The sequence below is a fragment of the Halomonas alkaliantarctica genome (assembly GCF_029854215.1).
GTDB classification, from domain to species: Bacteria; Pseudomonadota; Gammaproteobacteria; order Pseudomonadales; family Halomonadaceae; genus Vreelandella; species Vreelandella alkaliantarctica_A.
In genome coordinates this window covers 3,195,340-3,220,906 of sequence record NZ_CP122961.1, presented here as the reverse complement: position 1 = coordinate 3,220,906, position 25,567 = coordinate 3,195,340, and the positions used below count along the sequence as shown (strand labels likewise).

General features: G+C 54.0%; 24 protein-coding genes. 15 read left to right on the top strand and 9 right to left on the bottom strand.

The genetic code is table 11. The annotated features are described in order from the left end of the window. The first annotated feature begins 54 nt into the window (after positions 1–54). The gene (locus QEN58_RS14805) at positions 55–2,238 is read left to right on the top strand and encodes an OsmC domain/YcaO domain-containing protein (protein ID WP_280104387.1); all 2,184 of its coding nucleotides are present in this window, start codon (positions 55–57) and stop codon (positions 2,236–2,238) included. 82 nt (positions 2,239–2,320) lie between these two features. On the opposite strand, the gene QEN58_RS14800 is transcribed toward QEN58_RS14805, so the two are convergent. Beyond that, entirely contained in the window at positions 2,321–3,226 is a 906-nt protein-coding gene (locus tag QEN58_RS14800; protein WP_280104386.1) for an alpha/beta fold hydrolase, read from the bottom strand. Positions 3,227–3,312: 86 nt separating this feature from the next. Between QEN58_RS14800 and QEN58_RS14795 the strand changes: the two genes are divergently transcribed. Next, complete coding sequence (locus tag QEN58_RS14795) at positions 3,313–3,726, top strand: MerR family transcriptional regulator (protein WP_280104385.1); 414 nt, start codon at positions 3,313–3,315, stop codon at positions 3,724–3,726. 34 nt (positions 3,727–3,760) lie between these two features. Here QEN58_RS14795 and QEN58_RS14790 read toward each other — a convergent pair whose 3' ends face one another. Then, positions 3,761–4,663 (bottom strand): LysR family transcriptional regulator, encoded by a 903-nt coding sequence (locus tag QEN58_RS14790; RefSeq protein ID WP_280104384.1) that lies wholly within the window; start codon positions 4,661–4,663, stop codon positions 3,761–3,763. 99 nt (positions 4,664–4,762) lie between these two features. Between QEN58_RS14790 and QEN58_RS14785 the strand changes: the two genes are divergently transcribed. Continuing rightward, complete coding sequence (locus QEN58_RS14785) at positions 4,763–4,978, top strand: DUF2798 domain-containing protein (RefSeq protein WP_280104383.1); 216 nt, start codon at positions 4,763–4,765, stop codon at positions 4,976–4,978. Between the two features lie 42 nt (positions 4,979–5,020). On the opposite strand, the gene QEN58_RS14780 is transcribed toward QEN58_RS14785, so the two are convergent. From QEN58_RS14780 to QEN58_RS14765, 4 genes are all read right to left on the bottom strand, one after another. Further along, positions 5,021–5,893, bottom strand: a complete 873-nt coding sequence (locus QEN58_RS14780; RefSeq protein WP_280104382.1) for a DMT family transporter — start codon at positions 5,891–5,893, stop codon at positions 5,021–5,023. A gap of 153 nt (positions 5,894–6,046) precedes the next feature. After that, complete coding sequence (locus QEN58_RS14775; protein ID WP_280104381.1) at positions 6,047–6,979, bottom strand: LysO family transporter; 933 nt, start codon at positions 6,977–6,979, stop codon at positions 6,047–6,049. Further along, positions 6,980–7,714, bottom strand: coding sequence for a hypothetical protein (locus QEN58_RS14770; protein ID WP_280104380.1), 735 nt, complete (start codon positions 7,712–7,714; stop codon positions 6,980–6,982). Positions 7,715–7,792: 78 nt separating this feature from the next. Next, positions 7,793–8,728: a 2-hydroxyacid dehydrogenase gene (locus QEN58_RS14765; protein ID WP_280104379.1), complete on the bottom strand. Its 936-nt coding sequence runs from the start codon at positions 8,726–8,728 to the stop codon at positions 7,793–7,795. 305 nt (positions 8,729–9,033) lie between these two features. On the opposite strand from QEN58_RS14765, the gene doeA reads away from it, so the two are divergent. The 10 genes from doeA to QEN58_RS14715 all read left to right on the top strand — a co-directional run bounded on the left by doeA (position 9,034) and on the right by QEN58_RS14715 (position 18,898). After that, positions 9,034–10,233, top strand: coding sequence for an ectoine hydrolase DoeA (doeA, locus tag QEN58_RS14760; RefSeq protein ID WP_280104378.1), 1,200 nt, complete (start codon positions 9,034–9,036; stop codon positions 10,231–10,233). A gap of 25 nt (positions 10,234–10,258) precedes the next feature. Then, complete coding sequence (gene doeB / locus QEN58_RS14755; RefSeq protein WP_280104377.1) at positions 10,259–11,290, top strand: N(2)-acetyl-L-2,4-diaminobutanoate deacetylase DoeB; 1,032 nt, start codon at positions 10,259–10,261, stop codon at positions 11,288–11,290. A gap of 8 nt (positions 11,291–11,298) precedes the next feature. Further along, entirely contained in the window at positions 11,299–11,775 is a 477-nt protein-coding gene (locus QEN58_RS14750) for an Lrp/AsnC family transcriptional regulator (protein ID WP_280104376.1), read from the top strand. 219 nt (positions 11,776–11,994) lie between these two features. Beyond that, positions 11,995–13,491, top strand: a complete 1,497-nt coding sequence (locus tag QEN58_RS14745; protein WP_280104375.1) for an NAD-dependent succinate-semialdehyde dehydrogenase — start codon at positions 11,995–11,997, stop codon at positions 13,489–13,491. A 71-nt stretch (positions 13,492–13,562) separates the two neighbouring features. Next, complete coding sequence (locus QEN58_RS14740) at positions 13,563–14,996, top strand: aspartate aminotransferase family protein (protein ID WP_280104374.1); 1,434 nt, start codon at positions 13,563–13,565, stop codon at positions 14,994–14,996. A gap of 129 nt (positions 14,997–15,125) precedes the next feature. After that, on the top strand, positions 15,126–15,803 hold the full coding sequence (locus tag QEN58_RS14735; protein ID WP_280104373.1) for a haloacid dehalogenase type II: 678 nt from the start codon (positions 15,126–15,128) through the stop codon (positions 15,801–15,803). A gap of 61 nt (positions 15,804–15,864) precedes the next feature. Next, entirely contained in the window at positions 15,865–16,212 is a 348-nt protein-coding gene (locus QEN58_RS14730; RefSeq protein ID WP_280104372.1) for a putative quinol monooxygenase, read from the top strand. A gap of 33 nt (positions 16,213–16,245) precedes the next feature. Next, positions 16,246–16,713 carry an S-ribosylhomocysteine lyase gene (locus QEN58_RS14725; RefSeq protein WP_280104371.1) on the top strand — a complete coding sequence of 156 codons (468 nt, stop codon included), beginning with the start codon at positions 16,246–16,248 and terminating at the stop codon, positions 16,711–16,713. 289 nt (positions 16,714–17,002) lie between these two features. Continuing rightward, the gene (locus QEN58_RS14720) at positions 17,003–18,040 is read left to right on the top strand and encodes a CNNM domain-containing protein (protein WP_280104370.1); all 1,038 of its coding nucleotides are present in this window, start codon (positions 17,003–17,005) and stop codon (positions 18,038–18,040) included. Positions 18,041–18,247: 207 nt separating this feature from the next. After that, entirely contained in the window at positions 18,248–18,898 is a 651-nt protein-coding gene (locus tag QEN58_RS14715) for a peroxiredoxin (RefSeq protein ID WP_280104369.1), read from the top strand. Positions 18,899–18,954: 56 nt separating this feature from the next. Here the strand turns inward: QEN58_RS14715 and QEN58_RS14710 are convergent, their stop codons facing one another. Further along, complete coding sequence (locus QEN58_RS14710) at positions 18,955–20,223, bottom strand: methyl-accepting chemotaxis protein (RefSeq protein WP_280104368.1); 1,269 nt, start codon at positions 20,221–20,223, stop codon at positions 18,955–18,957. A gap of 659 nt (positions 20,224–20,882) precedes the next feature. Between QEN58_RS14710 and QEN58_RS14705 the strand changes: the two genes are divergently transcribed. Continuing rightward, positions 20,883–21,659: a ZIP family metal transporter gene (locus QEN58_RS14705; RefSeq protein ID WP_280104367.1), complete on the top strand. Its 777-nt coding sequence runs from the start codon at positions 20,883–20,885 to the stop codon at positions 21,657–21,659. A 7-nt stretch (positions 21,660–21,666) separates the two neighbouring features. On the opposite strand, the gene QEN58_RS14700 is transcribed toward QEN58_RS14705, so the two are convergent. Next, positions 21,667–22,146, bottom strand: a complete 480-nt coding sequence (locus QEN58_RS14700; protein ID WP_280104366.1) for a MerR family transcriptional regulator — start codon at positions 22,144–22,146, stop codon at positions 21,667–21,669. Between the two features lie 68 nt (positions 22,147–22,214). On the opposite strand from QEN58_RS14700, the gene QEN58_RS14695 reads away from it, so the two are divergent. Then, positions 22,215–24,410 (top strand): heavy metal translocating P-type ATPase, encoded by a 2,196-nt coding sequence (locus QEN58_RS14695; RefSeq protein WP_280104365.1) that lies wholly within the window; start codon positions 22,215–22,217, stop codon positions 24,408–24,410. Between the two features lie 10 nt (positions 24,411–24,420). Here the strand turns inward: QEN58_RS14695 and QEN58_RS14690 are convergent, their stop codons facing one another. Beyond that, the gene (locus QEN58_RS14690; protein ID WP_071694065.1) at positions 24,421–25,437 is read right to left on the bottom strand and encodes an isocitrate dehydrogenase; all 1,017 of its coding nucleotides are present in this window, start codon (positions 25,435–25,437) and stop codon (positions 24,421–24,423) included. Positions 25,438–25,567 lie beyond the last annotated feature (130 nt).

The window sequence follows — 25,567 nt, the reverse complement described above, 5'->3', positions numbered from 1 at the left end:
GCAATTCGCCTACTGCCGACGGTTAGGCACACTCATTGCCCCGGATGCCCGCTCATGGAAATCAAAGTTAACTATCTCGATAACCTCCGTCTGGAGGCCAAATTCGACGATTTTACGGTTATCTCCGACCAGCCGATTCGCTATAAAGGTGACGGCTCGGCACCGGGGCCGTTCGACTACTTCCTGGCGTCGTCTGCCATGTGCGCGGCCTACTTCGTGAAGGTGTATTGCAACGCCCGCGATATTCCTACCGAGAATATTCGTCTTTCCCAGAATAATATCGTCGACCCGGAAGATCGCTATAAGCAGATCTTCAAAATCCAGGTTGAGCTGCCGGAAGATATTTCTGAAAAAGACCGCCAGGGCATTCTGCGCTCCATCGACCGCTGCACGGTCAAGAAGGTGGTTCAGACCGGCCCTGATTTCCAGATCGAGACGGTTGAAAACATCGACGAGGATGCCCAAGCGCTGTTGATGGGCGCACCCGAAGGCGGTAGCACCTATATTGAAGGCAAGGACCTGCCGCTGGAGCAGACCATCGCCAACATGAGCGCGATCCTTGCTGACCTGGGCATGAAGATCGAGATCGCCTCCTGGCGAAATATTGTGCCCCACGTCTGGTCGCTGCATATTCGCGATGCGGCTTCGCCCATGTGCTTTACCAACGGCAAAGGCGCGACCAAAGAGAGCGCACTCTGCTCGGCGCTGGGCGAGTTTATCGAGCGTTTGAGCTGCAACTTCTTCTACAACGACCAGTTCTTCGGTGAAGAGATTGCTAACAGTGAATTTGTTCACTACCCCAATGAGAAGTGGTTCAAGCCGGGGCCGAATGACGAGCTCCCCGAAGGTATTCTCGATGAGCACTGCCTGCATATTTACAACCCAGAAGGTGAACTGTGCGGCTCGAACCTGATTGATACCAACTCTGGCCGCGAAGATCGAGGCATTGTATCGCTGCCCTTTGTACGTCAATCCGACGGCGAGACGGTCTACTTTCCCTCCAATCTGATTGAAAACCTGTTCCTAAGTAACGGCATGAGCGCGGGCAACACTCTGGTGGAAGCCCAGGTGCAGTGCTTGTCGGAAATTTTCGAGCGAGCGGTAAAGCGTGAAATCCTCGAACAGGAGTTAACCCTGCCGGATGTACCGCAGGAGGTGCTGTCAAAATACCCCAACATTGTCGAAGGCATTAACGCCCTGGAAGCACAGGGTTTCCCGGTGCTGGTAAAAGATGCCTCCATGGGCGGGCAGTTCCCGGTGATGTGCGTCACCTTAATGAACCCCCGCACCGGCGGCGTGTTTGCCTCCTTTGGCGCCCACCCGAGCTTTGAAGTGGCACTGGAGCGAAGCTTGACTGAACTGCTGCAGGGCCGCAGCTTCGAAGGGCTGAACGATCTGCCGCTGCCCACCTTTAACTCACAGACGGTTTCCGAGCCGAATAATTTCGTTGAGCACTTTATCGACTCGGTAGGCGTTGTATCCTGGCGTTTCTTTAGTGCCAAGCCTGACTTCGAATTCAGCGAGTGGGACTTTTCTGGCAGCAATGATGAAGAAGCCGAGACGCTGTTTGGCATCTTTGAGGAACTGGGTGCCGAAGTCTATATGGCGGTACACGAAGACCTGGGCGCGCCGGTATGCCGCATTCTGGTGCCGGGCTACTCCGAGGTGTATCCCATTGAAGATCTTATTTGGGATAACACCAATAAAGCGCTGGATTACCGCGAGGATATCCTCAACCTGCACCGCCTCGACGATAACCAACTGACTGACTTGGTCGAGCGGCTGGAAGAGAGCCAGATGGATGACCACACCGATATCATCACGCTAATCGGTATTGAGTTTGATGAAAACACCGAGTGGGGTCAGTTGACGATCCTGGAACTGAAGCTACTGGTCTACCTGGCGCTGCAGCGTCATGAAGAAGCGCTGGACTGTGTGCAGATGTTCCTGCAGTACAACGACAACACCATCGAGCGCGGCCTGTTCTACCAAGCGGTCAATGCGGTGCTTGAAATAGTGTTGGATGACGAGCTGGAACTAGACGATTACCTGTACAACTTCCAGCGTATGTTCGGCGAAGAAACCATGGCGGCGGTGGTTGGCTCGGTCAGTGGTGAGGTACGTTTCCACGGCCTAACGCCAACGAACATGCAGTTAGAAGGCCTTGAGCGCCACCAGCGCCTGATTGAAAGCTATAAGAAGCTTCATACCGCTCGGGCGGCTAAAGCGGGTTTGTAAAATCAGCTGTATGGTTGGCTGGGCCATTAACATAGTGATTAAAGCTACTATTTAATGGCCCGGACATAGTTGTGCGAGGTATTTAGTGGGAGGTGCCTTCAATAAACGTTGTCAGATCCTGATTGAAACGCGTGCTCTCTTCTATAAACGGCGCATGTCCTGAGTTTTCATAGAGTAGCGTTTCAACATTGGGATTCACTTCTTTTGCGCGGCTGATCGACGCATCCACCTGCACCAACGCATCTTTTTTACCATACAGCATCAGAATGGGTTGATCCGTTTTGCTAAGTCCTGCCAATGAGATGCTCATGGATTGAACATTTTCCTGCATATCCCAGGAGGCTAGCGCTGCATTAGCCAGTAGAAGCTGAAAAGTGGCGCTTTCCGGTTGCTGGTTAAAACATAGGCGCAGGAAATCACGAGTTGCCTCTAAGTGGGTTTTCAGGTTTTCTGAGACCAGTTCCTGATAGATTTCAGGATGAGAAGTGATCTGTTCAGAATTAAGCTCGACGACACCATCGACATACACTGCACCGCTGATGTTGCGATCATCGTAATAGTTCAGGTAGTTAGAGATAACTGCGCCTCCCAATGACCAGCCTACCAGTATGGGCTGCTGGGCATTTGATGCGCTAACGACCGCGGCAAGATCATCCGCCCACCGGCGTCCGTCGCTGTACGCGATAGCTTCTTCTGGCTTGTCAGACAAACCGTGCCCGCGAAGATCATAGGTAATGAGTCGATATTTTTGCAAAAGCGGACTGTTAACCTGTGGCTCCCAATTTAGGTGGCTGCCCAGGTATCCATGAATAAAGACAATAGGTTGGCCTTCAGGGTCGCCAGACTCTTGCACAGCAATAGAAACGCCGTCGCTTGAAGCGACCTCATAATGGGTTGTTTCTGCAAGAGCCGCTAGTGAAAAAGCTAACAAAAAACCAGCGGTAATAAATGCAAAAAACGAGCGATAAAACTTGGACACAGACATCATTAGCACCTCATGGTTATATGGAAGTGGTCAGCGTAAACTGTGACATTGGTGTTAGGGTCAAGCGCTAAATGCAAGAGGAGATGATCGTGGCTAAAAGTAGTGCCAAACCGCCGCTCAGAATCGGACGGCTCTCTCGGGAAACGGGTGCCAGTATCCGCTCGATACGGCACTATGACGCGCATGATCTGCTTGATTCTTCGCGTTCAGAAAACGGCTATCGAGTGTTTTCGGTTATAGCGATTACCCAGGTCAAGCAGATACAGCGGCTGATTACTAGCGGGTTCAATCTCGATGAAATCAGTACGTTTCCGGAATGCATGCGGTTGAAAGAGGGGGCGGCTTTTTGTCCGGAAACCCTGGCTACTCAGCGTGAAAGGTTAGCCAAAATCGAAAACAGAATCGCTGACCTGCAAGCTATCAGAAAGGAGCTTCTAGGCTCTATTCAAGCCAGTGAACTTAATAGGCCATCTGTAACAAGAGGTACCAAAGCAGAAATCTGAGCGTTGTTGAGTGTGTCTTCTTCGTACAGAAAGCCTAATCAGCAGAGTGAAACCAGGATTGGTGGCTAAGAAATTCAATTAACTCGCTGCGAAATAGCTTGGCCCGCGCTGAAAGGCTACGCCGATAGGGCCATACCAAAAAGATCTCTCTGTGACGCCCCCGCCACTCAGGGAGCACCCGTATTAACTCTCCCGCTTGTAAGCTGTTCGCTACCATACTGGCGGGCATCAATGAGATGCCTGCCCCCGATAGAGTGAGATTAAGCACAATATTCATATCGTTACTAATATGAAAATGGCTCTTGTGACAAGCGTGCTGAGTACCCTCTTGATGGAACAGCTGCCACTCGCTAAACATCTTTGCTGCCACGCTGGGGCACGCCTGTAGTCCCTTTACCATACTGGGAATAGGGTGCTTCATCGTCGGTGAAGCCACCAAAATCGGCTCTATATAGCCCAGGTATTTCTGTATCAGCGTCGAATCTTTTTGTGGCCCAGAGCGAAGCGCAATATCCGCTTGGTGATCGCGAATATCGACCACGTTGTTATCCAACTCAATAGTGAGTGCAATCTCAGGATAGCGGTGGATAAAGTGACGCCAAAACGCATCCAGCGGCCCGCTGCCCAAATTGACGGGCGCCATAATCTTCAACGGCCCGCTCAGGCTATGCAGCGTCTGATCGAGATCTAAAATACGCTGATCCAGCGCGCGTACCAGCTCCTCGCACTCGCGGTAGTAGGACTCACCGTGAGGCGTCAACGTTAACCCCTTGGTTGAGCGATAGAGCAACTCAACGCCTAACGTGGCCTCTAGTGCGCTTATGCGCCGCGACACGGTAGCAATCGTCATTTTTAGCGTTGCCGCCGCAGCCGTGAGACTGCGTTGATTGGCCGCCACGATAAAGATATTTAGGTCATCTAAGGAGGGTTTACGCATTTTGCAATTCTGTAAAATGAGTTCTCATATATTGGCATATATTACCATTATGGATGTTTGCTAATCTGCCTGCACTCATCACCGCCCTCAGGGACTGCCATGAAACACAGAATTATCTTCGCTATTCTCATGTCGTTTACGCTATCGCTGATTATGTCTGCCTGGGTGACCTACGTGAATATCGGGACGCATGCTGATTTTGTTGGCATCTGGATGCATGCCTGGCTGCTTGCTTGGCCTGCTGCGGGAATCATCGCGTTTATCAGCGGGCCCTTTATTCATAAGCTAGCCCATCGCATTGCCGAGAAGATCTGACGGCTTGCCTGATGCGCTATGATGTACCCGCTGATTAACCGGTTAATGGCGACTGGATGTGACGCTGAGCGCTGTTACTGTCACTAATATCAACCCCATGCCTACCATTTGAATAACACCCAGGCTTTCGTTTAACACCGCTACTCCAAACAGGGTAGCGGTGATTGGCTCGACCATGGCAATCATGGAGGCCAGCGCAGGCGCCGCATGCTTGATACCCACCACGTAGAGCAGAAAAGATAGCCCAGCGCCGAGAATGCCCAGCGCTACAAACAGCGGCAGCTCCGGTGCGTTGATGACGCTGACAGCCTGGTTAACATCGGTTGGCAACAGCAGTGCGATGGCCAGCACGGTGAAGGCAACCGAAAGAATTGCCTGGGGACTGCCATGGGGCGCGGCATATTTGAAACCAAAAATGAACGCGGCGTATGAGAGCCCGGCAAGCAGCCCGGTGCCTACGCCAAGTAACGAAAGGCCACTAGCGCTAATGGCATACAGCTTGGTTAACAGCACGATACCCACCATGACCAGCGCTATGGCCAGCCACTTGGCAACCGTGGGACGTTCAAGTTTGAGGGTAAATGAGACGAGATAGACAAAAACAGGGGCGCAATACATCAAGGTGGCAGCGACCGCCACATTGCCATACTCAATACTAAGAAAATAGAACGTAAAGTTGCCAGCGACGCCCAGGCCTGCAACCACCGACCAGAACCAAAGCCGCGTGCTGTTCAGGCCGCTATGCCGACGTTGAAGCAGCAGCCACATAAGTGCAAAAAGAAGCCCTACAAACCCGCGATAAAATGACACGACTGCTGCATCCCAGCCGTCGTCTAACAAAATGCCTGCGATTCCTCCGGATATCCCCCAGCAAAAGGCCGCTAGCGCTATCAATATACTGCTTGCGCCTGCCATATTTCACCTGTCGTCCTTGAACGGTAAACACCCAGGAGCAACGAATGTTTAAACGTATTTCTACTGCTTAGCGATGGCTCCTGACCTACTGCCTGTAGATCTCAGTGTGGCTCCCATGAAAGGTAGACGCTGGGCCCTTTGAGCGAAAGCCCGCTAACCCGAAAGCGAAAGAAAGAACAGAATTAGCGGTGGGGAGAGCAGTGAAAGGATAAACCCACTGACCACGGCAATGGGCACGCAGGCCACGCCGCCGTGCTGCTGAATCACCGGCAGGGTGAAATCCATGGAGGTGGCCCCGCCGTAGCCAATCGCCAGTGCAGTATGGCGGTGGATCACCAGCGGAATCAGGATAAACGCCAGCAGTTCCCGGGTCAGGTCGTTGAAGAACGCCACACCGCCCATCAGCGGGCCTAGCTGGTCACCAATTAGAATCGCTGAAAGCGAGTACCAGCCAAAGCCTGACGCCATCGCCAGGCCTTCGTTCCAGCTTAGCGAGAGCAGCGGGGCGGCTACTAGACCTGCGAGCAGGGAACTGATAGCCAACGTCACCGCAATCGACAGCCCCATGCGGTTGAGTAAGATTTGCCTGAGTGGCATGCCGGAGTTACGCAACTGGCAACCAATCAGAGCCAGCAGCAGGTAGAGCACCCATTCAGCCAGTAAATCCGCGGTATTGAAAAGTCTTTCACCCAGGAGTGGCCCCAGCAGTAGGCCAGCGGTAACGCCCCCAGCCACCACGGCGACCAATAACAGCGACCCCTGCATGGCCGCCAGCTTGCTGGTAGGAGCATTCTTTACCACCGGTGAGTTGCCTGCTTTAAGGGATAGCCGACGCGATAGCCACCATAGTGCTGCTAAGTTAAACAGCGTGGTAATGCTAAATAACAGCAAGGCGTTACCGCCCAAGCGCGAAAGCTGGCTGGTAAGGTTTTCAAGCCCGGCCAGACCTACTCCCATGAACAGAAGAATCAGATAAACCGAGCTATTAACAGCTCGGTTGATCAAGTTCTGTAACCGTTTGGAGCGAACGCGAACCAGATAGCCAAGAAAAAGCGGGAGTAGAACAATTAATAAACCGGAAAGCATTTAAGGCGTCGCGCCACCGTTTGGGTTGAAGTTAGTTAAAGTCAGCTGCGTTTCGCGGCGTCCCTCTTTTTGGTACACCGCGGAGAGGATCAGCCCAGGCCAGTCTGGGTGAAAGTTTATCTGTAGCATGCGATCAGGCTTCTCTGTATCGATCAGCGATACACTCAGCGTTTCAAACTCACCAGCAGGTACGCTGATGGTCGCTGGGACATCAACATTCTGTTCACTGACATAGTATTGAAAGTGCTCATCGCGCCCTTTTTGATCGACAAACTCAATCGCGCAGGGAGCGCTCTCTGTGCAGTTCTCGTGACCGGCCCGGCGCGAGAGGTCAAACAGCGCCGTTTGACGATCCAGGGTTGGAATATCGTTCTCGTTTAGTTGGTAGCTATCACCCACGCCCAGCACTGAATAGCTGCTGTTAAAGAGCAGTGCGTGAGTCTCATCGCCATCAATCGAAAAACGGCTGAACTCCTGGCCGCGCGCCACGGTGATTGAAAAGCGCATATCGCTTAGCCAGTGATTCCCTTCGTTAGAGAGGTTATGGGTAATGGTAGCCCCCGGCCAATCACGAACCTCAAGCCGGTACTGGGCTTCAAAGGGCTGCGGCTCTTTGAGTGTGTCTGCTGCTAACACCATGTCACTAAAACAGAGGGCGGCGAGACTCAATCCCATACCTGCAAGCACGCGGCTTGGCAGTCTTGCTATTACATTGACCAAGGGCTCTTCCTCCATAAGCGGTATCTTCCTAAGAGCCTTTAATGAGCACTTGGTTCTCCAAGCCACCCAGTATAACCGGGGCAGGGTGTGGCGTCAGTAGCCAGCCTCCGGGTTGATCGTGGAGAGTTTTTCACCCGATTCAAAGGCATGCAGGTAAGAGATCACCTGGTCGATGGCATCGTTTAGCGGGGTAGGCGCCGCCATATGTGGTGTAACAATTACCTTGGGGTGCTGCCAAAGCGGATTGTCAGCAGGTAACGGCTCTTCATGGAATACATCCAGCAGGGCACCCCGTAAGTGGCCAGACTGATTGCCGCTCCCTAGTGCGTCCAGAAGCGCCTGTTCATCGATCAAACTTCCCCGTCCTGGGTTAATCACGCTAGCCCCTTGGGGCAGTTGAGCCAGCCGCTCGGCGTTGAGAATATGTTGAGTCGCCGCCGTATCGGGGAGAATAGTGATAAGACTTCGCACTTGGCCGAGCAGCTCGGTTAGCCCGTCATCGCCATGAAAACAGTCCACGCCGCTGATCTGCTTTGGGGAGCGGCTCCATCCCAGAACTGGGAAACCTGCTTGCTGCAGGGCGTTGGCCACGAAGCTGCCAATAGCCCCCAAGCCTAATACGCCCACCGGCCACTGGTTTTTTTCCACCACCTCTTGCGATTTCCAGGTGGCGCTCTGCTGTTGCTCTAGATAACGATCCATACTGCGGTAGAAGTGCAGCACGCCATACAGGGCGTAATCGGCCATCAGCTCGCCCATACCCGCATCGCGCAATTTTACAATCGGCACATCACTGGGCAGGCCTGGCGTTTTCAGCAGGTAATCTACCCCAGCGCCTAAATTGATGATGCCTTTGAGCTGGGTCTGCTCTTGCAGCAAATGGGCGGGAGCTTTCCAGATGGCGAGATAGTCAGCATCTTTACGCTCATCCGCTGGCGCTTCACTGGTGAGGACGGTGGCTTGGGGTAGCGCTTCAGCAAGCGCCGCTTGCCACTGTTCAGCCTCACCAGTATGCACAACAATTTTCATCTTGTTCCCCTCTTGATAAAAGTGTCATTACTACAAGCTATCATGGTGAGCACTTAAGATCGTTGCAAGCTCGCTTAGTGCAAATAACGGTGCCGTATACATTTTTTGTCATAAAGCCTTTGACCGCTAACCAAGGGTCGGTGCTAGTATCGGGTCAAGACGACATTGGCGGGCCTGCTGCAAGCGTGGCAGATGCAACCCCGACGCCTGATCGGTGGTGGCCAGGTCGATCCTGTGGCCCAGCGTTGCGTGCCTATAGTAGGCAGAGCGCTGGTTCTTGGTGATCTTTAATGGCGAGTTGCCCGATGACTCAGGTTTCCCTGCCTTTCACGCGCGAAGAGTACGCTACCCGCCTGTGGAAAGTGCGAGCTGAAATGGCCAGTCGTGGCATTGACGTTCTGATCGTCAGTGACCCTTCCAATATGGCTTGGCTAACCGGCTACGACGGTTGGTCGTTTTATGTGCATCAATGTGTGCTGGTGGGCCTTGAAGGCGAGCCAGTATGGTTCGGACGGCGCATGGACGCCAACGGTGCCCTGCGTACCTGCTGGATTGATCCTGACAACATTACCTACTATCCGGATTACTATGTACAGAATCCGGACATGCACCCGATGGAGTATCTGGCTCAGTCGATCATGCCCGATCGCGGCTGGCATCTGGGGGTAGTGGGCATGGAAATGGATAACTACTACTTCTCCGCCAAGGCCTATCTAAGCCTGTTGCGCGAGCTACCCCATGCGCGCTTTATGGATGCCAACGCCTTGGTGAACTGGTGCCGGGCGATCAAATCGCCGCAAGAAGTGGCCTATATGCGCATTGCCGCCAAGATCGTGGAAGGTATGCATACGCGTATTCTGGAAGTGATTGAGCCAGGCTTACCCAAGAGCAAGCTGGTGTCAGAGATTTACCGCGTTGGGATTGAAGGTTTTGTGGATGAGAACGGCAAAGTATTTGGCGGCGACTATCCTGCCATAGTGCCCATGCTGCCTACTGGAAAGGATGCTGCCGCGCCGCACCTGACCTGGGACGATACGCCGTTTCGCAAAGGTGAAGGTACCTTCTTCGAGATTGCCGGGGTGTTTAAGCGCTACCACGCACCGATGTCGCGCACCGTATTTCTGGGCACACCGCCAACGGATTTTATTCGTGCGGAATCAGCTCTTTTGGAAGGCATTGAAAACGGCTTGGCAGTGGCCAAACCCGGAAACCGCACGGCGGATATCGCCATGGCGCTGGGTGCGGCAATGGATAAATACGGCTTTGACCGCGGCGGTGCCCGCTGTGGTTATCCCATCGGTATTTCGTACCCGCCCGATTGGGGCGAGCGCACCATGAGCCTACGCCCCTCGGATGACACTATTCTGGAGCCGGGCATGACGTTTCACTTTATGCCGGGGCTCTGGGAAGAAAACTGGGGCTTGGAAATTACCGAAAGCATCTTGATTACCGAAGATGGCTGCGAAACCCTGGCCAATTTTCCGCGCCAGCTGTTTGTAAAGTAGTGGTTTGTAAACAAAGGAACATCCAATGACAGATCAAGCGAGCCCACTGCGGCCTAGCCCCATTTCCGCCACCGTTGATTTTGATGCTGATGGCGTGCAGCACGGCTTCTTAAAGCTGCCGATCTCTACCGATGAGTCTGCCTGGGGCGCGGTGATGATTCCGGTGACCGTGGTTAAAAACGGCGATGGCCCCACGGCACTGCTGACCGGTGGCAACCACGGCGATGAATATGAGGGCATTACCTCGCTGCTGAAACTCTCATCAACCCTGAAGGCAGAAGACGTGACGGGGCGGGTGATTATCGTCCCGTGCATGAACACGCCAGCGGTCATGGCGGGCAAGCGCACCTCACCGATGGACAAGGGAAACCTCAATCGTAGCTTTCCCGGTGACCCTAACGGCAGCGTTACGCCGCAAATTGCCGACTACTTCACCCGCGTAATGGTGCCAATGAGCGACGTGGTGCTCGACCTCCATTCGGGCGGCCGCACGCTGGATATTCTCCCCTTCGGCGCGTCCCACGTATTGGATAACAAAGCGCAGCAGCAGTCCGCGCTGGAAGGTGCCAAAGCGTTCGGCGCCCCCTATGCCATGGTGATGTTTGAGCTGGATGCGGAAAAACTCTTCGACACCGCCTGCGAGCGGCAGGGTAAAGTGTTTGTCGCCACCGAGCTTGGCGGCGGCGGCACTTCCACCCCACAAAGCATTGCCATTGCCGAGCGCGGCGTGCGCAATTTCCTGGTTCACTATGGCCTGGTAGAAGGCGAAGTGGAAATGCCGGAAAGTGGGCAGATGTATCTCGATATGCCCGACGCCAGCTGCTACGTACAGAGCCAGCACTCGGGCGTGTTAGAGCTATTGGTGGCCCTGGGTGATGAAGTGAAAAAAGGCCAAACCATCGCTTACGTGTACGACATGACCCGCAGCGGCACCGATCCGATCGCCTATAAAGCGGAGCGCGACGGTATTTTGATGGCACGCCGCGCGCCCTCATTGATCAATATGGGGGATACCCTGGCGGTGATTGCCGATGTTGTTGAACGCCTGGAGGCTTAGCCCTCGGCATGATGAAACTTGACCGATACGATCTGAAAATTCTCGACATCCTCTCCCGCGATGGGCGAATCACCAAGTCGAAGCTGGCCGAGGCGATCAACCTCTCGGTCAGCCCCTGCTGGGAGCGGGTAAAACGCCTGGAGAAAGCCGGCGTTATCCAAGGGTACAGTGCGCGCATCAATAGCGAGGTATTGGTGCCCCGCAACCCTGTCTGGGTGCAGATCGAACTCAAACAGCACAACGCCGAAAGCTTCACCCGTTTTGAAGCCCTGGTGATGCAAACCCCGGAAGTTACCGAGTGCGTGGCGGTGGGGGGCGGGGTGGATTACTTGGTGAAGTTTGAAGCGCGCACTATCGATAGCTATCAACGCCTGATGGATAGGTGGCTGGTTTCTGAAGCCGGTATCGAGCGCTACTTCACCTATATCGTGACCAAAACCGTAAAGCGCGTTCCCATAGGCATTGATATCGACGACATTCTTTAGGCCCCACCAAAAGCAATTACCAAGTACAACCAAAAAAAATCACTGCTAAACGCCCACTGACAAAAAAAGTCGTGCGATAAGGCTCGGTTTTCAAAAACACTTCGTGGCTCCTCTCCGTTAACCTGGGTGCATTCAACGGCAAGGCAATGAGCTTGCCGACAATGCCACACAGTAATTGCAGCGCTCGGTTAGCCAGACTGCATTTGAGGAGAGGTTCCCATGACCACACTATCGGCCACGCTCGCCAAGCGCCTGGAAGATCCGCGTCTGTTTCGGCAGTACGCCTACGTGAACGGTAAGTGGACCCACGGGGAAGGCGGTCGCGAAGAAGCTGTCTATGACCCCGCCACCAATGAAGCCATTGGCCATATCCCGTTACTGGAAGCCGAACAGATTACCGCCGCCGTAGATGCCGCTGAAGCCGCGTTTGTACAGTGGCGTGCGCTACGCGCCGACGAGCGCTGCGAGCGCCTATTGGCTTGGTACGATCTGATTCAAGCCAACCGCGAAGACCTTGCGACCATCATGACGCTGGAGCAGGGCAAACCCCTTCCCGATGCCCGTGGTGAGGTGCAGTACGGTGCCAGCTTCGTGCGCTGGTTCGCCGAAGAGGGTAAGCGTACCTACGGCGAAACCATCCCCAGCCATATTCCTAACGCCTCACTGGGTACCATTAAAGAGCCGGTGGGCATCGCGGCGATGATTACGCCGTGGAACTTCCCTTTGGCGATGATCACTCGCAAAGCAGCAGCGGCGCTGGCGGCGGGCTGTCCGGTGATTGTTAAACCTGCCAACGAAACGCCTTACTCTGCGTTGGCGCTGGCAGAGCTTGCCGAGCGCGCGGGGATTCCGGCGGGCATTTTTAACGTGGTGCTAGGCGATCCGGCGGAAGTCTCGAAAATCCTCTGCAGCGAGTCGCGTATTCGGGCGTTGTCGTTCACTGGCTCCACTCGTGTGGGCCGTCTGCTGATCGAGCAGAGCGCCAACACCGTCAAGCGCTTATCGTTGGAACTGGGCGGCAACGCACCGTTTATCGTCGGGCCGGATATGGACCCGAAAGAGGCTGCTTTCGCAGCAATCGACGCCAAGTTCCAAACCGCGGGGCAGGACTGTTTGGCAGCCAACCGCATTCTGGTGCACGAATCCATCCACGATGAGTTCGTTGAGCATTTCAGCGAGCGTATGGCAGCGCTTACCTTGGGCAATGGCCTCCAAAGCGAGATAGACCTTGGTCCGCTGATTCACCGCCAAGCGGTAGAAAAAGCCGCCGCGATTGTCGATGACGCCATCTCTAAAGGCGCCACCGTGATCGGCGGTGATCAAAGCCAAGCACCCGGCGAGAACTTCTTTATGCCGGTGATGCTGACCGGCGTGACGGCGCAGATGAAAGTGTGGCGGGAAGAAAACTTCGCCCCGGTTGCCGGTATCACCGCCTACAGCACCGACGACGAAGTAATCGAAATGGCCAACGACACCGAGTACGGCCTGGCCGCGTACATCTACACACACGATATTCGCCGCATCTGGAAGCTGATGCGCGCCCTGGAGTACGGCATGGTCAGCGTCAACTCAGTGAAGATGACAGGTCCGCCGGTGCCGTTCGGTGGTGTGAAGCAGTCCGGCCTTGGTCGTGAAGGCGGCGCCACGGGTATCGATGAGTATTTGGAAACGAAATATTACTGCCTGGGTGCGCTGGGTTCAGTCTCTGGCAGCTAGTCATAAAGTCGAAAATAATTTAAAACACCCTCCCCATAATGCGGGGAGGTTTACTGTATAGAGAGAACGCTATGAGCTTGCATCAGAATTTGATCGAACGTGATCGTAAAGTCACTTTCCACGCCTCTACCCACCTGCGCGATTTCGCCCATGGCGATGCCCCGGGCCGCGTGATTACCGGCGGCAAAGGCATCAATATCGTGGATAAAGATGGCCGTGAATTTATCGACGGCTTTGCCGGGCTTTACTGCGTCAACATCGGCTACGGTCGCACCGAAGTCGCTGAAGCGATCTATAAGCAAGCGTTAGAGCTCTCTTACTATCACACCTATGTGGGCCACTCCAACGAGCCGCAGATCGAGCTTTCCGAGCGTATTTTGAAAATCGCCGGCATGAACATGTCCAAAGTGTACTACGGCATGTCCGGCTCGGACGCCAACGAAACTCAGCTCAAGATCGTGCGCTACTACAACAACGTGCTGGGCCGCCCGCAGAAGAAAAAGGTTATCTCACGCATGCGCGGCTACCACGGTTCTGGCATTGCTTCAGGCTCGCTGACTGGCCTGAAAGCGTTCCACGACCACTTTGATCTGCCGATCGACACCATTCGCCATACCGAAGCGCCGCACTACTACCTACGCGCCGCCGAACAGCACGGCATGACCGAGCTCGAGTTCTCCGCTTACTGCGCCGACAAGTTGGAAGCGATGATTCTGGAAGAGGGCCCGGATACTGTGGCTGCCTTTATTGGCGAGCCGGTTCTGGGTACGGGGGGTATCGTACCGCCGCCGGAAGGCTACTGGGATGCGATTCAAACCGTGCTGGCGAAGTACGATGTGTTGCTGATTGCTGATGAAGTGGTGTGTGGCTTTGGCCGTACCGGCTCTGATTTCGGCAGCCATCACTACAATATGAAGCCTGACCTGGTCACCATCGCCAAGGGCTTAACTAGCGCCTACCAGCCGCTCTCCGGTGTGATTGTGGGTGAGAAAGTCTGGCAGGTGCTGGAGCAGGGCACCGGTGAGTACGGCCCCATCGGCCATGGCTGGACCTACTCTGGCCACGCCCTGGGCTGTGCGGCAGGGCTTGCCAACCTGGATATTATCGAACGTGAAAACCTGGTGGGCAACGCCGCTGAAACCGGTGCTTATTTCCAGCAGCAGCTAAAGGCTAACTTTGAAGGCCATCCGCTGCTGGGTGACGTACGCGGCGTTGGGCTAATGGCGGCACTGGAGTTCTCACCGGATGCCAAGCAGCGCCTGCACTTCGACCCGGCACTTAAAGTCGGCCCTCGCGTGGCGGCGGCTGCCATGGAAGAGAACCTGATTGCCCGGGCCATGCCCCAAGGCGATATTCTCGGCTTTGCACCGCCGCTGACCATTAATCGTGGGGAAGTGGATGAGATGATTGGCCGCGCCAAGCGCGCCATTGACCGGGTTACCGATGAACTGGTGCGCTCTGGTGACCTGAAAAGTGGTGAAAAAGAGGCCGCGTTTACGGTTTGATGACCTGATTTAGCCTTCTAAGCGCCGCTGCCTGTGCAGCGGCGCTTTTGTTATTGAAGGTGTCTACTATGCTAAAGATATAAGCTGAACTCAGGTCACAATTAATTGAAAGTTAAGGAGTAGCCAACGATGCAACCGGTCTTAGCCTTCGATGTATACGGTACGTTGATCGATACCCAAGGGGTTACCGTTGAGCTCGAACGTCGCCTAACGGATGCCTCCAAAGCCGGTGAATTTGCCCGCCGCTGGCGCGATAAGCAGCTAGAGTACAGCTTTCGCCATGGCCTGATGGGAGCTTACGTGCCGTTTTCGGAGTGCACCCGCGAAGCGCTGGTTTTTATCGACCGCGCACTGCAAACCGGGCTTTCGGATAACGACCAAGATCATCTAATGGCGGTCTATGGTGAGCTGCCCGCGTTTGACGATGTAGTGCCTGCGCTAGATCAGCTTCGCGATGCGGGCATACGCTGTGTGGCATTTTCGAACGGTACAGCGGATGCCGTGTCCAAACTACTTACCCGCGCAGGCGTTGAGAGCCATATGGACGATGTGATCAGCGCCGATGAGGTAAAACGCTTCAAGCCCGACCCAGCAGTGTACGCGCATTTGCGTAGCCGCTTAGAAACACGACCCGAACAGACATGGCTGGTTTCCAGTAACCCCTTTGATGTGATTGGCGCCACCCATGCAGGCCTACGCAGTGCCTGGATACGGCGCAGCTCTGACGCCCCTTTCGATCCTTGGGGGATCGAGCCGGATATGACCGTGACCGATCTAGAAGCATTGGCAGAGCGCATCATCCGCTAGGTTGTTAACCGACGTAGACAGGCCGCATAATGACACACGTTTAACGATCTAGGATTCAAGAATGTCAGAGAAAATTTACTGTATTGCCGGTTTTAAGCCCAAACTAGGCAAAGAAGAAGCGGTATTCAAAGCGCTTCAGTCGTTAGAACCGAACACCCACCGGGAAGATGCCTGCATTCACTACACCGTGACCCGGCAGATCGATAACCCCTTCGCCCAAGGCACCGGTTATCCGATTGTGTTTCATGAAATCTGGGCCAGTCGCGAAGAGTTTGAAGCCCACTGCCAGCGCAAAGAGATTCAAGACTTCTTTGCCAAGCACGTTGAAGCGCCGGATGGCGACATCGAAGATGCCAACGTGTGTGTCTACACCGATGAGCCATGGAATTTTGACGCGCCCAAGGTTTAAACGAATTAAGCTTTAAGCGAAAAAGGAGCCAACATGACCGATAAAAAGATGAACGTCGAGAGCTTTAACCTGGATCACACCAAGGTCAAAGCCCCGTATGTTCGGTTAGCCGATATTAAAGAAGGCCAGAACGGCGACCGTATTCATAAATACGACCTGCGTATCTGCCAGCCGAACAAAGATCATATGGAGATGCCCGCGCTGCACTCCCTTGAGCACTTGATGGCTGAGATGTCGCGTAATCATACCGATAAAGTAGTCGATATCAGTCCCATGGGCTGCCAAACCGGCTTCTACATCGCGATGATCAATCACGACGACTACGACGGCGTGATCACTATCATCGAACAAACCTTGAACGATGTGCTAGAAGCCACTGAAGTACCCGCCTGCAACGAAATGCAGTGCGGCTGGGCCGCCAGCCACAGCCTTGAAGGCGCCCAGGAGCTGGCTCGTAACTTGCTGGCCAAACGCAGCGAATGGACTGAAGTGTTCGCCTAAGCATTATATAGCAGTAAGCAGATAGTTAGCCTGACGCCTCCCCGATGCTACTGATAGCAAGGGAGGCGCTTTTATTGAGAGCGCCTTAACGAATGGAAAACGCCGCTCAACAGTGACATGCTGACGCGTTGGTCGCGGATTTAAAGGCATCTTCGTTGCCATCGGCGCCGCACTGGCTCTTCGCCCATGAAGTTAGCTCTGCGGGATTGATGAATGCGTGATAGAGAAGCATTGACTTCCGCTTATGATGCCCCTATAAACCCGCTACCACCCATCACTCTAGGCCCTCATGTTTCTCCTAATCACGATTGCTACCCTTTCAATCGCGTTCTCGTTTTTATGTTCCATCCTTGAAGCGGCGCTTCTTTCAATTACGCCCAGCTACATTGCTAAGCAGAAAGAAGATAACCCCAAGTTGCACGCCTCGCTTACGCACCTCAAGGCCAATATCGACCGGCCCCTCGCCGCTATTTTGACGCTCAACACAATTGCCCATACCGTGGGGGCAACCGCAGTGGGTGCTCAGGCCGCGGTCGTGTTTGGCGAAGCCTCTATTGCCATCGTCTCGGCGGTGATGACCATGGCGATTTTGATACTCTCGGAAATTATTCCTAAGACCATTGGCGCGACTTACTGGCGCGGTTTGTCGCCGTTTTTGCCGCGCTTATTAAAGCCGATGATTATAGGCCTGCTGCCTTTTATCTGGATGTCGGAGCAGATCACCCGCCGACTTGGTAAGTCAGAGCACGATGTCGATCTGCGCGATGAAATTAAAGTGCTGGCCCGCGTCGGCCTGGAAGAGAAGGTGCTGGATGCAGACGAGTCGCGCACCATTATCAATATGCTCAACTTGCACGATATCGTCGTCAGCAAAGCGATGACGCCGCGTACGGTGTGTGAAACCGTTTTGCCTGATATGACCGTGAAAACGTTTGATGAGCAGTATGGCAAAGCGCCGTTCACGCGTTTCCCGGTGATGGACAACGGTGAGCAGGCCTTTGGCTATGTGCATAAAGCGGATATGTACCACGCTGACGATGCCAAAACGATGCGCGAGTTGATGCATCCAATCGGCAGCGTTGACGTCTCCCATAACGTCGAGCAGGTATTCACCTCTATGCTAAAAGATCACCTGCACATGCGAGTGGTCTACGACGAGCACGGTACCTTTGTAGGTTTAATCACATTAGAAGACATTATCGAAACCATTTTGGGTCAAGATATTGTCGATGAGACCGACAATGTGGCCAATTTACGCCACTATGCAAAACAGCAGTGGATCAAACGAGTTAAGCGGGAAGATAAAGACACCAAAACAGTCGAGTAATCCCAGCTAGCCTCACTGATGTTGATCGGCGTCTAAGGGCGCCGTTCTGCTTTTTATAAGCGAGCGCTTTTGCTCCAAAGAGGGGCTAAACAAGCGATAGTGAACGTTGTCTGGGTACTCGCTGTCTTAGCGCTAAATGATCTATAGTGAAGGTGTTGAAAGTCCAATAAAGTATTAGGGCGTCTAGCGTCCATTAAGGAGGAAAGCATGTCATTACGTATTAATGCCGTCGTACCTGATTTTGAAGCGGAAACAAGCCAAGGGCCGATTCGCTTTCATGACTGGATTGGCGATAGCTGGGCGATCCTGTTTTCGCACCCGAAAGATTTTACCCCGGTTTGCACGACGGAATTCGGCGCCGTCGCGAAGCTGAGCGCAGAGTGGAAGAAACGCGGCACTAAAGTGATCGGTGTTTCCGTGGATGGCGTTGAAGACCACAAACGCTGGGGCAATGACATACAAACCGTCAGCGGCAGCGAGGTCGATTTTCCGATCATCGCCGACGACAGCCTAACGGTGTCAAAGCTTTATGACATGCTGCCGGAAGATGCCTACCTGCCTGATGGCCGCACACCGGCAGACAGCGCTACGGTGCGCTCGGTATTTATTATCGGGCCGGATAAGCAGTTGAAGCTTTCCATGACCTACCCGATGACCGTAGGGCGCAACTTTGCGGAAATTCTACGCGCCCTGGATGCGCTGCAAACCACCGCGAAATATGGCGTTGCCACCCCGGCTGATTGGACGATAGGTCAGGACGTGATTATTCCGCCTAGCGTTTCCGACGCCGATGCCAAGCAAAAGTATGGCGAATACGAAACAGTGCTGCCATACCTGCGTAAGACACCACTGCGTTAATAGAGTGGGGTAAAGAGCCAAAAGCCAGCGCCGATGCGCTGGTTTTTTGCATTGAATCAAGAAGCTTCCAGCGCTAACTGCTCAATAGACGTGGAAACACTGCGCGCCCCGGTGAGTATCTCGTTGACGATGATCTCAATTTCCCCGACGCTGGTCTGGCTGGATTTTCCTTGCTCTACTACCTGCTGCATCGCTTGAGTAGTGCGCTCCACCAAGGCGCTGTTCTCTTTCAGCACCTTAGTAATTTCATCCACCGCTTCACTAGAGCCTTTGGCCAAGCGGCGCACTTCGTTAGCCACAACCGCAAATCCGCGACCCTGTTCACCCGCTCGTGCTGCTTCTATTGCGGCATTAAGTGAGAGTAGGTTGGTCTGGTTAGCGATCAGTGCAATCGACTCGGTAATGCTATTAATACTCTGTGCTTGCTTGTTAAGCGCGGAGATTAGCTGCTGCGCTTCTGCCAACGTTAACGCCGCTTGTTCCGAATCACGAACAACGCGCTGTAGGTGGCTAAGGCCGTTTTGGGCGATTTGTTCTGTCTGAGATGAGGTGCTCTGGGCGGCAGTGACAGCGCGTGTCGCTGATTCAGCGGCCTCAACGGAGCGGGTGATGTCGGTGGCAAACTTAACCACTTTAACGACCTTTCCATGGCCATCTTGAATCGGGTTGTAAGTCGCCTCTAGCCACACGCTGGTGCCACGAGAATCCAAGCGCTGAAACTTGCCTTGCATGTACTCGCCCTGAGCCAGACGCTCCCAGAAAAGCGGGTTGGTTTTTGAGAAATCGGCAGGACAAAACATTCTATGGTGCGCACCTACTAATTCTTCATTTCGATAGCCCATCACCTTTTCAAAGTTTGTGTTGGCGTTAAGAATCTCACCGTTGGGCGTAAATTCAATCACCGCCATGGAGCTGTTTAGCGCTTCTAAGACAGCATTTTTGCGCTCTGCTTCTTGGTGCACGGTGGTAACGTCATTGGCAATTTTGAGTATCTCGACAACCTTTCCTCGCCGGTTACTGATCGGTAAGTAGGTGGCCTCTAACCAAATCTCATCGCCCAGGGCATTTGAACGCCGAAAGCGCCCTTGCTGGCTATGCCCAGCGGCAAGTGTTTCCCAAAAAGTACGGTACTCAAGACTACTGCTCTCTTCAGGAAAGCAGAAAATCCGGTGGTGTTGCCCCTTCACTTGCTCAAGGGAGTAACCGACAGTGGTCAGGAATTGCTCACTTGCCTCCTTGATAATCCCTTCAGGTGAAAAAGAGATACAAGCGGTATGTTGGTACAGTGCACTATGTAAACCATTAGAAGCTAGAAGAGTGAGCATTGTTAATCCTGTCAACGGTTCTATTAAAGTCTTGTGTACAAGGTTAGAGCAGTTTTGGTCTATAAGCATCAAATTGTATCTAGATGACACAAAATGTTGCATTTGTAATATTTTCGGTATTTTTATTATTAAATGTTGCTAATGGTCAGGCATTGAGTCGAGTTGTTAATAGTTATTATTTTCAAAATGTTACGCATTAAAAAGTTGCTTTTTTGGAGAAATTTTAAGAAGCGGTAGAAGTTAAGCTGTCTTTTTCAATTTCTATGTACAATATGAGTATAGGTAAAATTATAGAGGAGGTTCTGAAGAAAATCACTTGATCGTACAGTTTTTGTATAATTTATTGCTAGGCGCTATAACAATTCCGCTGTGGGTAGTGGAGTGAGGTGGTTTGCAGTGCCTAGCTGTATAGGCTAATCGCCTAACGTTTGGCGGGAATCAAGCAAGAAAAGTGGGGGGAGTTGCTAATGTAGAGGAAAGAGGCGCGAGGATCCCTCTACTAGCGCCTCTAGGGCGCACGCTTACATCGTGCTGATGAAGATCATCATTATTTATTCATTAGGCGTTAGTGCGTTAAAGTATGTGTTGAAACCACGTTAGACAACAACGTGTCGTTCTCTTTGATGCCTTTCTGATTGCCAACCGAGTTTATGCTGTCCATGGGAAATACGTTGTTATTAGGGTTTTTGGGCAGCTTAATTGCTGGATTGTTGACGGCGGTGGGTGCGCTACCGGTGCTGCTGGGTAAAACTCCTAGCCGGGGCTTTCGTGATCTGGCGCTGGGGTTTGCCGCTGGTGTGATGCTGGCGGCATCCTTCTTTTCGCTGATTATTCCAGCGCTCGACGCTGCGGAAATCTATTATTCCGATGGCCCCGTGCCCGCCGCGATTGTTTGTGCGGCTATTTTGTTAGGGATGGGCGCGATTGCGCTGCTTAACGAGCATCTGCCCCATGAGCATTTTGCCCAGGGGCGCGAAGGGCCGGAGGCAGCATCGCTGCGTCGGGTGTGGCTGTTTGTATTTGCGATTACTATCCACAACCTGCCTGAAGGCATGGCGGTGGGCGTCGGCTTTGGGGCCAATGGGTTAGAGGGTGGTATGCCCCTGGCGATTGGTATTGGCCTACAGAACATGCCAGAAGGGCTGGCCGTAGCGGTCGCTTTAATGGGCGAGGGCTACTCAAAGTGGCGCTCCTGGTCTATTGCTGCGCTAACTGGCCTAATCGAGCCCGTTGGCGGGCTATTTGGTGCCAGTATTGTCAGCGTTTCCCAAATACTGCTGCCTTGGGGCCTTGCCTTTGCCGCCGGCGCGATGCTGTACGTGATCAGCCACGAAATCATCCCCGAAACTCACCGCTGCGGGCACCAGAAAAAAGCCACCTTTGGTTTGGCGATGGGTCTGGTGATTATGCTGTTCTTGGATGTGTGGCTGGGTTGATCGCGCGTTAACCTATGACATCGGCGCCACCGTGAGGCCCTGTTTGATGGCACAACCGGTGGTCGCTTAGTACGTCAATAATATGGCACTGGCCAACATTGCCTCCCGCGCACTGATTGATCATACGCTGAAGCTCATCGCGCACTGAGGTGAGTCGCTCGAGTCGAGCTTCAACTTCAGCCAAGTGCCGCTTTGCCAGCGTATCAACCTCCTCGCAGGGCATGGCGGGATAATCCGCCATTTGTAACAGCTCCCTTACCGCCTCCACTGAAAAGCCAAAATCCCGCGCATGACGAATAAACGTCAATCGGCGGATAGCGGCGGGGGTATAGCGACGCTGGTTGCCCTCGTTGCGTGGCGCTGAAGGTAGCAGCCCAATCTGTTCGTAGTAGCGCACCGTTTCTGGCTTGCAGCCGGACTCACGTGCCAACTCGCCAATGCCGATATAGCGCTCAGTGGCGGCTGACTCAGGGTTTTGATCGTTCATTGCTTGAACCTCTAGTGACTATAGGTATTACGCTGCTGTCAAGATAGACCAACTTGGAGCAAAGAGCGATGAGTGACACCACCCCCGCTAAAACGACACAACACCCGACGCCACAAGCGACGAACACACCGATCACCTTGCGCGTGCAGGGCATGGACTGTGGCGGCTGCGAACGTAAAGTCGAAGCGGCGTTAACGCGCTTAAGCCATGTTGAAGAAGTCTCCGCGAGTTCTGTCACCGGCTCGGTGCGATTAACCGCGCCAATGGGAAAAGTGCTGCCACATTCCGAAATTGAGTCGACGATCACAGCGCTGGGCTACCAAGTGGTTGATGAATCGGCGGCCAAGGCTGAATCGGAAAAGTCGTCCTCTTGGTGGCAGTCCCCAAAAGGGTATTTAGTGATTGTCAGCGGTGCGTTGCTGGCGCTTGCTTGGGGGCTTAAGTTCGCCTGGCCCGCTCTGGGCAGTTGGCCGTTTATTGCCGCGACGGTCGTTGGCCTTGTACCGATTATTCAGCGTGCGTGGCAGGCGCTTAAGATGGGCAACCCCTTCACCATCGAAATGCTGATGAGCATTGCCGCTCTTGGGGCGCTGGCGATAAACGCCGCCGCCGAAGCGGCGGTGGTGGTGTTTCTATTTGCGGTGGGGGAGATGCTGGAAGGCGTCGCCGCCGCTCAAGCGCGCCGCAGTATTTCGGCGCTTTCCAAGCTGACGCCCTCCATCGCGCGGTTACTTGAGCATGGCGAAATACGCGAGATAGCCGCCGCCTCGCTTCAGCCTGGGCAACGGGTGCAGGTACGTCCAGGTGATCGGCTACCCTGTGATGGGCAAATTATTGCCGGTCACTCCTCAATCGATGAATCGCCGGTCAACGGCGAGTCGGTGCCGCGGGAGCGTGGCGAAGGTGAGACAGTGTTTGCCGGTACCATCAACCTGGATGGCGTTCTTGACGTCGAGGTGACCCAAAGTGCTGAAAATAACACCATCGCTAGGGTAATTAAGCTAGTGGAAGAGGCACAGGCAGCGAAAGCGCCAGTGGCGCGCTTTATTGACCGCTTCGCGTTTTACTATATGCCGGCGGTCGTCGGGGTGGCATTGCTGGTCGCGATCATACCGCCGCTGGTGTCGACGATGCTGTGGTCTGAGTCCATCTATCGCGCCCTAGCGCTTCTGCTCATTGCCTGCCCCTGTGCGCTAGTCATCTCGACCCCTGCAGCGATTGCCGCCGGGTTATCGGTGGGTGCTCGCAATGGCCTGTTGATGAAAGGCGGCGCGGTACTTGAGCAGTTGGGTAAACTCAAGCGGGTTGCGCTGGATAAAACCGGCACGCTAACCGCAGGCAAGCCCACTGTGACGGATGTTGAGAGCCTTGAAGCTGGTAGTCATCTTGATAAGAACCGTCGCGATGAGATAGTGCGTCTTGCTGCCGCTCTGGAGCAGAGCTCAAGCCATCCTCTTGCCGTGGCGATCAGTGATTATTATGACCGGCAAGATGGGGCTCCGATACCGACTGTGCAGGATGCCCGAGCGTTAGCGGGGCAGGGCGTTGCCGGGCAGGTAGAAGGGCGTGAGTTAATGCTGGTGAGCCCGCGCTATCTGCAATCTTTTAACCAGCACTCCAGTGAGATAGAAGCCCGCATTGCGTCGCTGGAAGCGGATGGCAAAAGTGTCGTGGTGCTGATAGATAACGAGCGCCCTTTAGGGCTGATCGCCCTGCGTGATGAGCCTCGTGAAGATGCTCACAAGGGCCTCCAAGCGCTAGAGCGCTTAGGCGTTCAGGTCGTGATGCTTAGCGGAGACAACGCCCGCACCGTGGCCGCTATTGGTGAGCAGCTTGGTATTGAAGCAGAAGGCGAGCTAATGCCGGAAGACAAAGCCCAGCGTGTGCGCCAGTGGCAGGCGCAAGGGCTTGGCCCGGTGGGCAAGGTTGGGGATGGTATTAACGATGCGCCTGCGCTTGCAGCGGCAGAGGTGGGGATTGCGATGGGCAGTGGTACGGATGTGGCATTGGAAACCGCGGATGCCGCCTTGCTGAAAAATCGGGTCGGCGGTATTGCCGAGATGATCGCGCTTTCTCGGGCCACCATGCGCAATGTAAAAACCAATGTGGCCCTGGCGCTTGGCTTCAAAGCGCTGTTTTTGGTCTCAACGGCGCTAGGCATCACGGGGATGTGGGTCGCGGTAATGGCGGACACTGGGGCGACCGTTTTGGTCACCCTCAATGCACTGTACTTATTGCGTTACCGCTTTAATGGCGTTGGCTAGAAAGAGCCGGCTAGTGGCTCTGAACGTACTCGACCAGCGCCTGGGCGAAGGAGTCGGTGCTGCCAGTCCCGCCCATATCGGGGGTGACCATATCGCGGCGGGTTTCCAGTACGGTACGAATGCCCTGGCGGATTGCGTCACCCTTTTCATTCATGCCCAGGTGATCCAGCATTTGGGCCGCAGCCAGCAGCAAAGCGCATGGGTTGGCGATGTTTTTGCCTTCGATATCCGGTGCAGAGCCGTGCACGGCCTCAAAGATCGCCGCTTTTTCACCGATGTTCGCACCTGGGGCGAGACCCAAACCGCCGACTAAGCCAGCACAAAGGTCAGAGAGAATATCGCCGAACAGGTTGGTGGTGACCATTACATCAAACTGATGAGGGTTCATCACCAGCTGCATGCAGGCGTTATCAACGATCATCTCCTGGAATTCAATCTCGGGATACTCTTTGGCTATTTCGCGCGCCACGTCCAAGAACAGCCCAGAGCTGGTTTTGATGATGTTGGCTTTATGTACCGCGGTGACTTTTTTGCGGCCGTTGTTTTTGGCCAGTTCAAAGGCGTAGCGCACGATACGCTCGGAGCCCTTGCGGGTTACTTTGATCACTGAAATGCCCGTCTCACCGTCGTCGATCATCTCCTGGCCGTCGGAAAGATACGCACCTTCGGTGTTTTCGCGCACGGTGATCATGTCGATGCCGTCGTAGCGTGAACGGGTGCCGGGAAAGCTAATAGCCGGGCGCACGTTGGCGTACAGATCAAAGTGGCGGCGTAGCTGTACGTTAATCGAAGAGAAGCCCTTGCCAATCGGCGTGGTGAGCGGTCCTTTCAGCGCGATGCCGTATTTTTCAATGGCATCCAGGGATTCTTGTGGAATCAGCGTGCCATGCTTTTCCAGGGCGCCTAGGCCAGCGTCTATATGCTGGTAGGTTAAGCCGCAATCTAACGCGTCGAGTACACGCAGCGTGGCCTCCATAATTTCGGGGCCGATACCGTCGCCCTTGATGACTGCAATAGATTGGCTCATGTGCTGCTCCTCTTTGATCGGCAAACGGGTTGCGCTTGCCGCTTCAACGTAAATAGTTGGGACCTGATAAGGCGTCGTTTTCGAGCGTAATGGTACGCCAAATTTAGCCTAGAGGGCACCCTGCAAAGGG

Excerpts from the sequence above, each read along its gene's own strand:
- QEN58_RS14805 (WP_280104387.1), top strand. The coding sequence starts at position 55 with ATGGAAATCAAAGTTAACTATCTCGATAACCTCCGTCTGGAGGCCAAA.
- QEN58_RS14800 (WP_280104386.1), bottom strand. The coding sequence starts at position 3,226 with ATGATGTCTGTGTCCAAGTTTTATCGCTCGTTTTTTGCATTTATTACC.
- QEN58_RS14790 (WP_280104384.1), bottom strand. The coding sequence starts at position 4,663 with ATGCGTAAACCCTCCTTAGATGACCTAAATATCTTTATCGTGGCGGCC.
- QEN58_RS14785 (WP_280104383.1), top strand. The coding sequence starts at position 4,763 with ATGAAACACAGAATTATCTTCGCTATTCTCATGTCGTTTACGCTATCG.
- QEN58_RS14780 (WP_280104382.1), bottom strand. The coding sequence starts at position 5,893 with ATGGCAGGCGCAAGCAGTATATTGATAGCGCTAGCGGCCTTTTGCTGG.
- QEN58_RS14775 (WP_280104381.1), bottom strand. The coding sequence starts at position 6,979 with ATGCTTTCCGGTTTATTAATTGTTCTACTCCCGCTTTTTCTTGGCTAT.
- QEN58_RS14770 (WP_280104380.1), bottom strand. The coding sequence starts at position 7,714 with ATGGAGGAAGAGCCCTTGGTCAATGTAATAGCAAGACTGCCAAGCCGC.
- QEN58_RS14765 (WP_280104379.1), bottom strand. The coding sequence starts at position 8,728 with ATGAAAATTGTTGTGCATACTGGTGAGGCTGAACAGTGGCAAGCGGCG.
- doeA (WP_280104378.1), top strand. The coding sequence starts at position 9,034 with ATGACTCAGGTTTCCCTGCCTTTCACGCGCGAAGAGTACGCTACCCGC.
- doeB (WP_280104377.1), top strand. The coding sequence starts at position 10,259 with ATGACAGATCAAGCGAGCCCACTGCGGCCTAGCCCCATTTCCGCCACC.
- QEN58_RS14750 (WP_280104376.1), top strand. The coding sequence starts at position 11,299 with ATGATGAAACTTGACCGATACGATCTGAAAATTCTCGACATCCTCTCC.
- QEN58_RS14745 (WP_280104375.1), top strand. The coding sequence starts at position 11,995 with ATGACCACACTATCGGCCACGCTCGCCAAGCGCCTGGAAGATCCGCGT.
- QEN58_RS14740 (WP_280104374.1), top strand. The coding sequence starts at position 13,563 with ATGAGCTTGCATCAGAATTTGATCGAACGTGATCGTAAAGTCACTTTC.
- QEN58_RS14735 (WP_280104373.1), top strand. The coding sequence starts at position 15,126 with ATGCAACCGGTCTTAGCCTTCGATGTATACGGTACGTTGATCGATACC.
- QEN58_RS14730 (WP_280104372.1), top strand. The coding sequence starts at position 15,865 with ATGTCAGAGAAAATTTACTGTATTGCCGGTTTTAAGCCCAAACTAGGC.
- QEN58_RS14725 (WP_280104371.1), top strand. The coding sequence starts at position 16,246 with ATGACCGATAAAAAGATGAACGTCGAGAGCTTTAACCTGGATCACACC.
- QEN58_RS14720 (WP_280104370.1), top strand. The coding sequence starts at position 17,003 with ATGTTTCTCCTAATCACGATTGCTACCCTTTCAATCGCGTTCTCGTTT.
- QEN58_RS14715 (WP_280104369.1), top strand. The coding sequence starts at position 18,248 with ATGTCATTACGTATTAATGCCGTCGTACCTGATTTTGAAGCGGAAACA.
- QEN58_RS14710 (WP_280104368.1), bottom strand. The coding sequence starts at position 20,223 with ATGCTCACTCTTCTAGCTTCTAATGGTTTACATAGTGCACTGTACCAA.
- QEN58_RS14705 (WP_280104367.1), top strand. The coding sequence starts at position 20,883 with ATGGGAAATACGTTGTTATTAGGGTTTTTGGGCAGCTTAATTGCTGGA.
- QEN58_RS14700 (WP_280104366.1), bottom strand. The coding sequence starts at position 22,146 with ATGAACGATCAAAACCCTGAGTCAGCCGCCACTGAGCGCTATATCGGC.
- QEN58_RS14695 (WP_280104365.1), top strand. The coding sequence starts at position 22,215 with ATGAGTGACACCACCCCCGCTAAAACGACACAACACCCGACGCCACAA.
- QEN58_RS14690 (WP_071694065.1), bottom strand. The coding sequence starts at position 25,437 with ATGAGCCAATCTATTGCAGTCATCAAGGGCGACGGTATCGGCCCCGAA.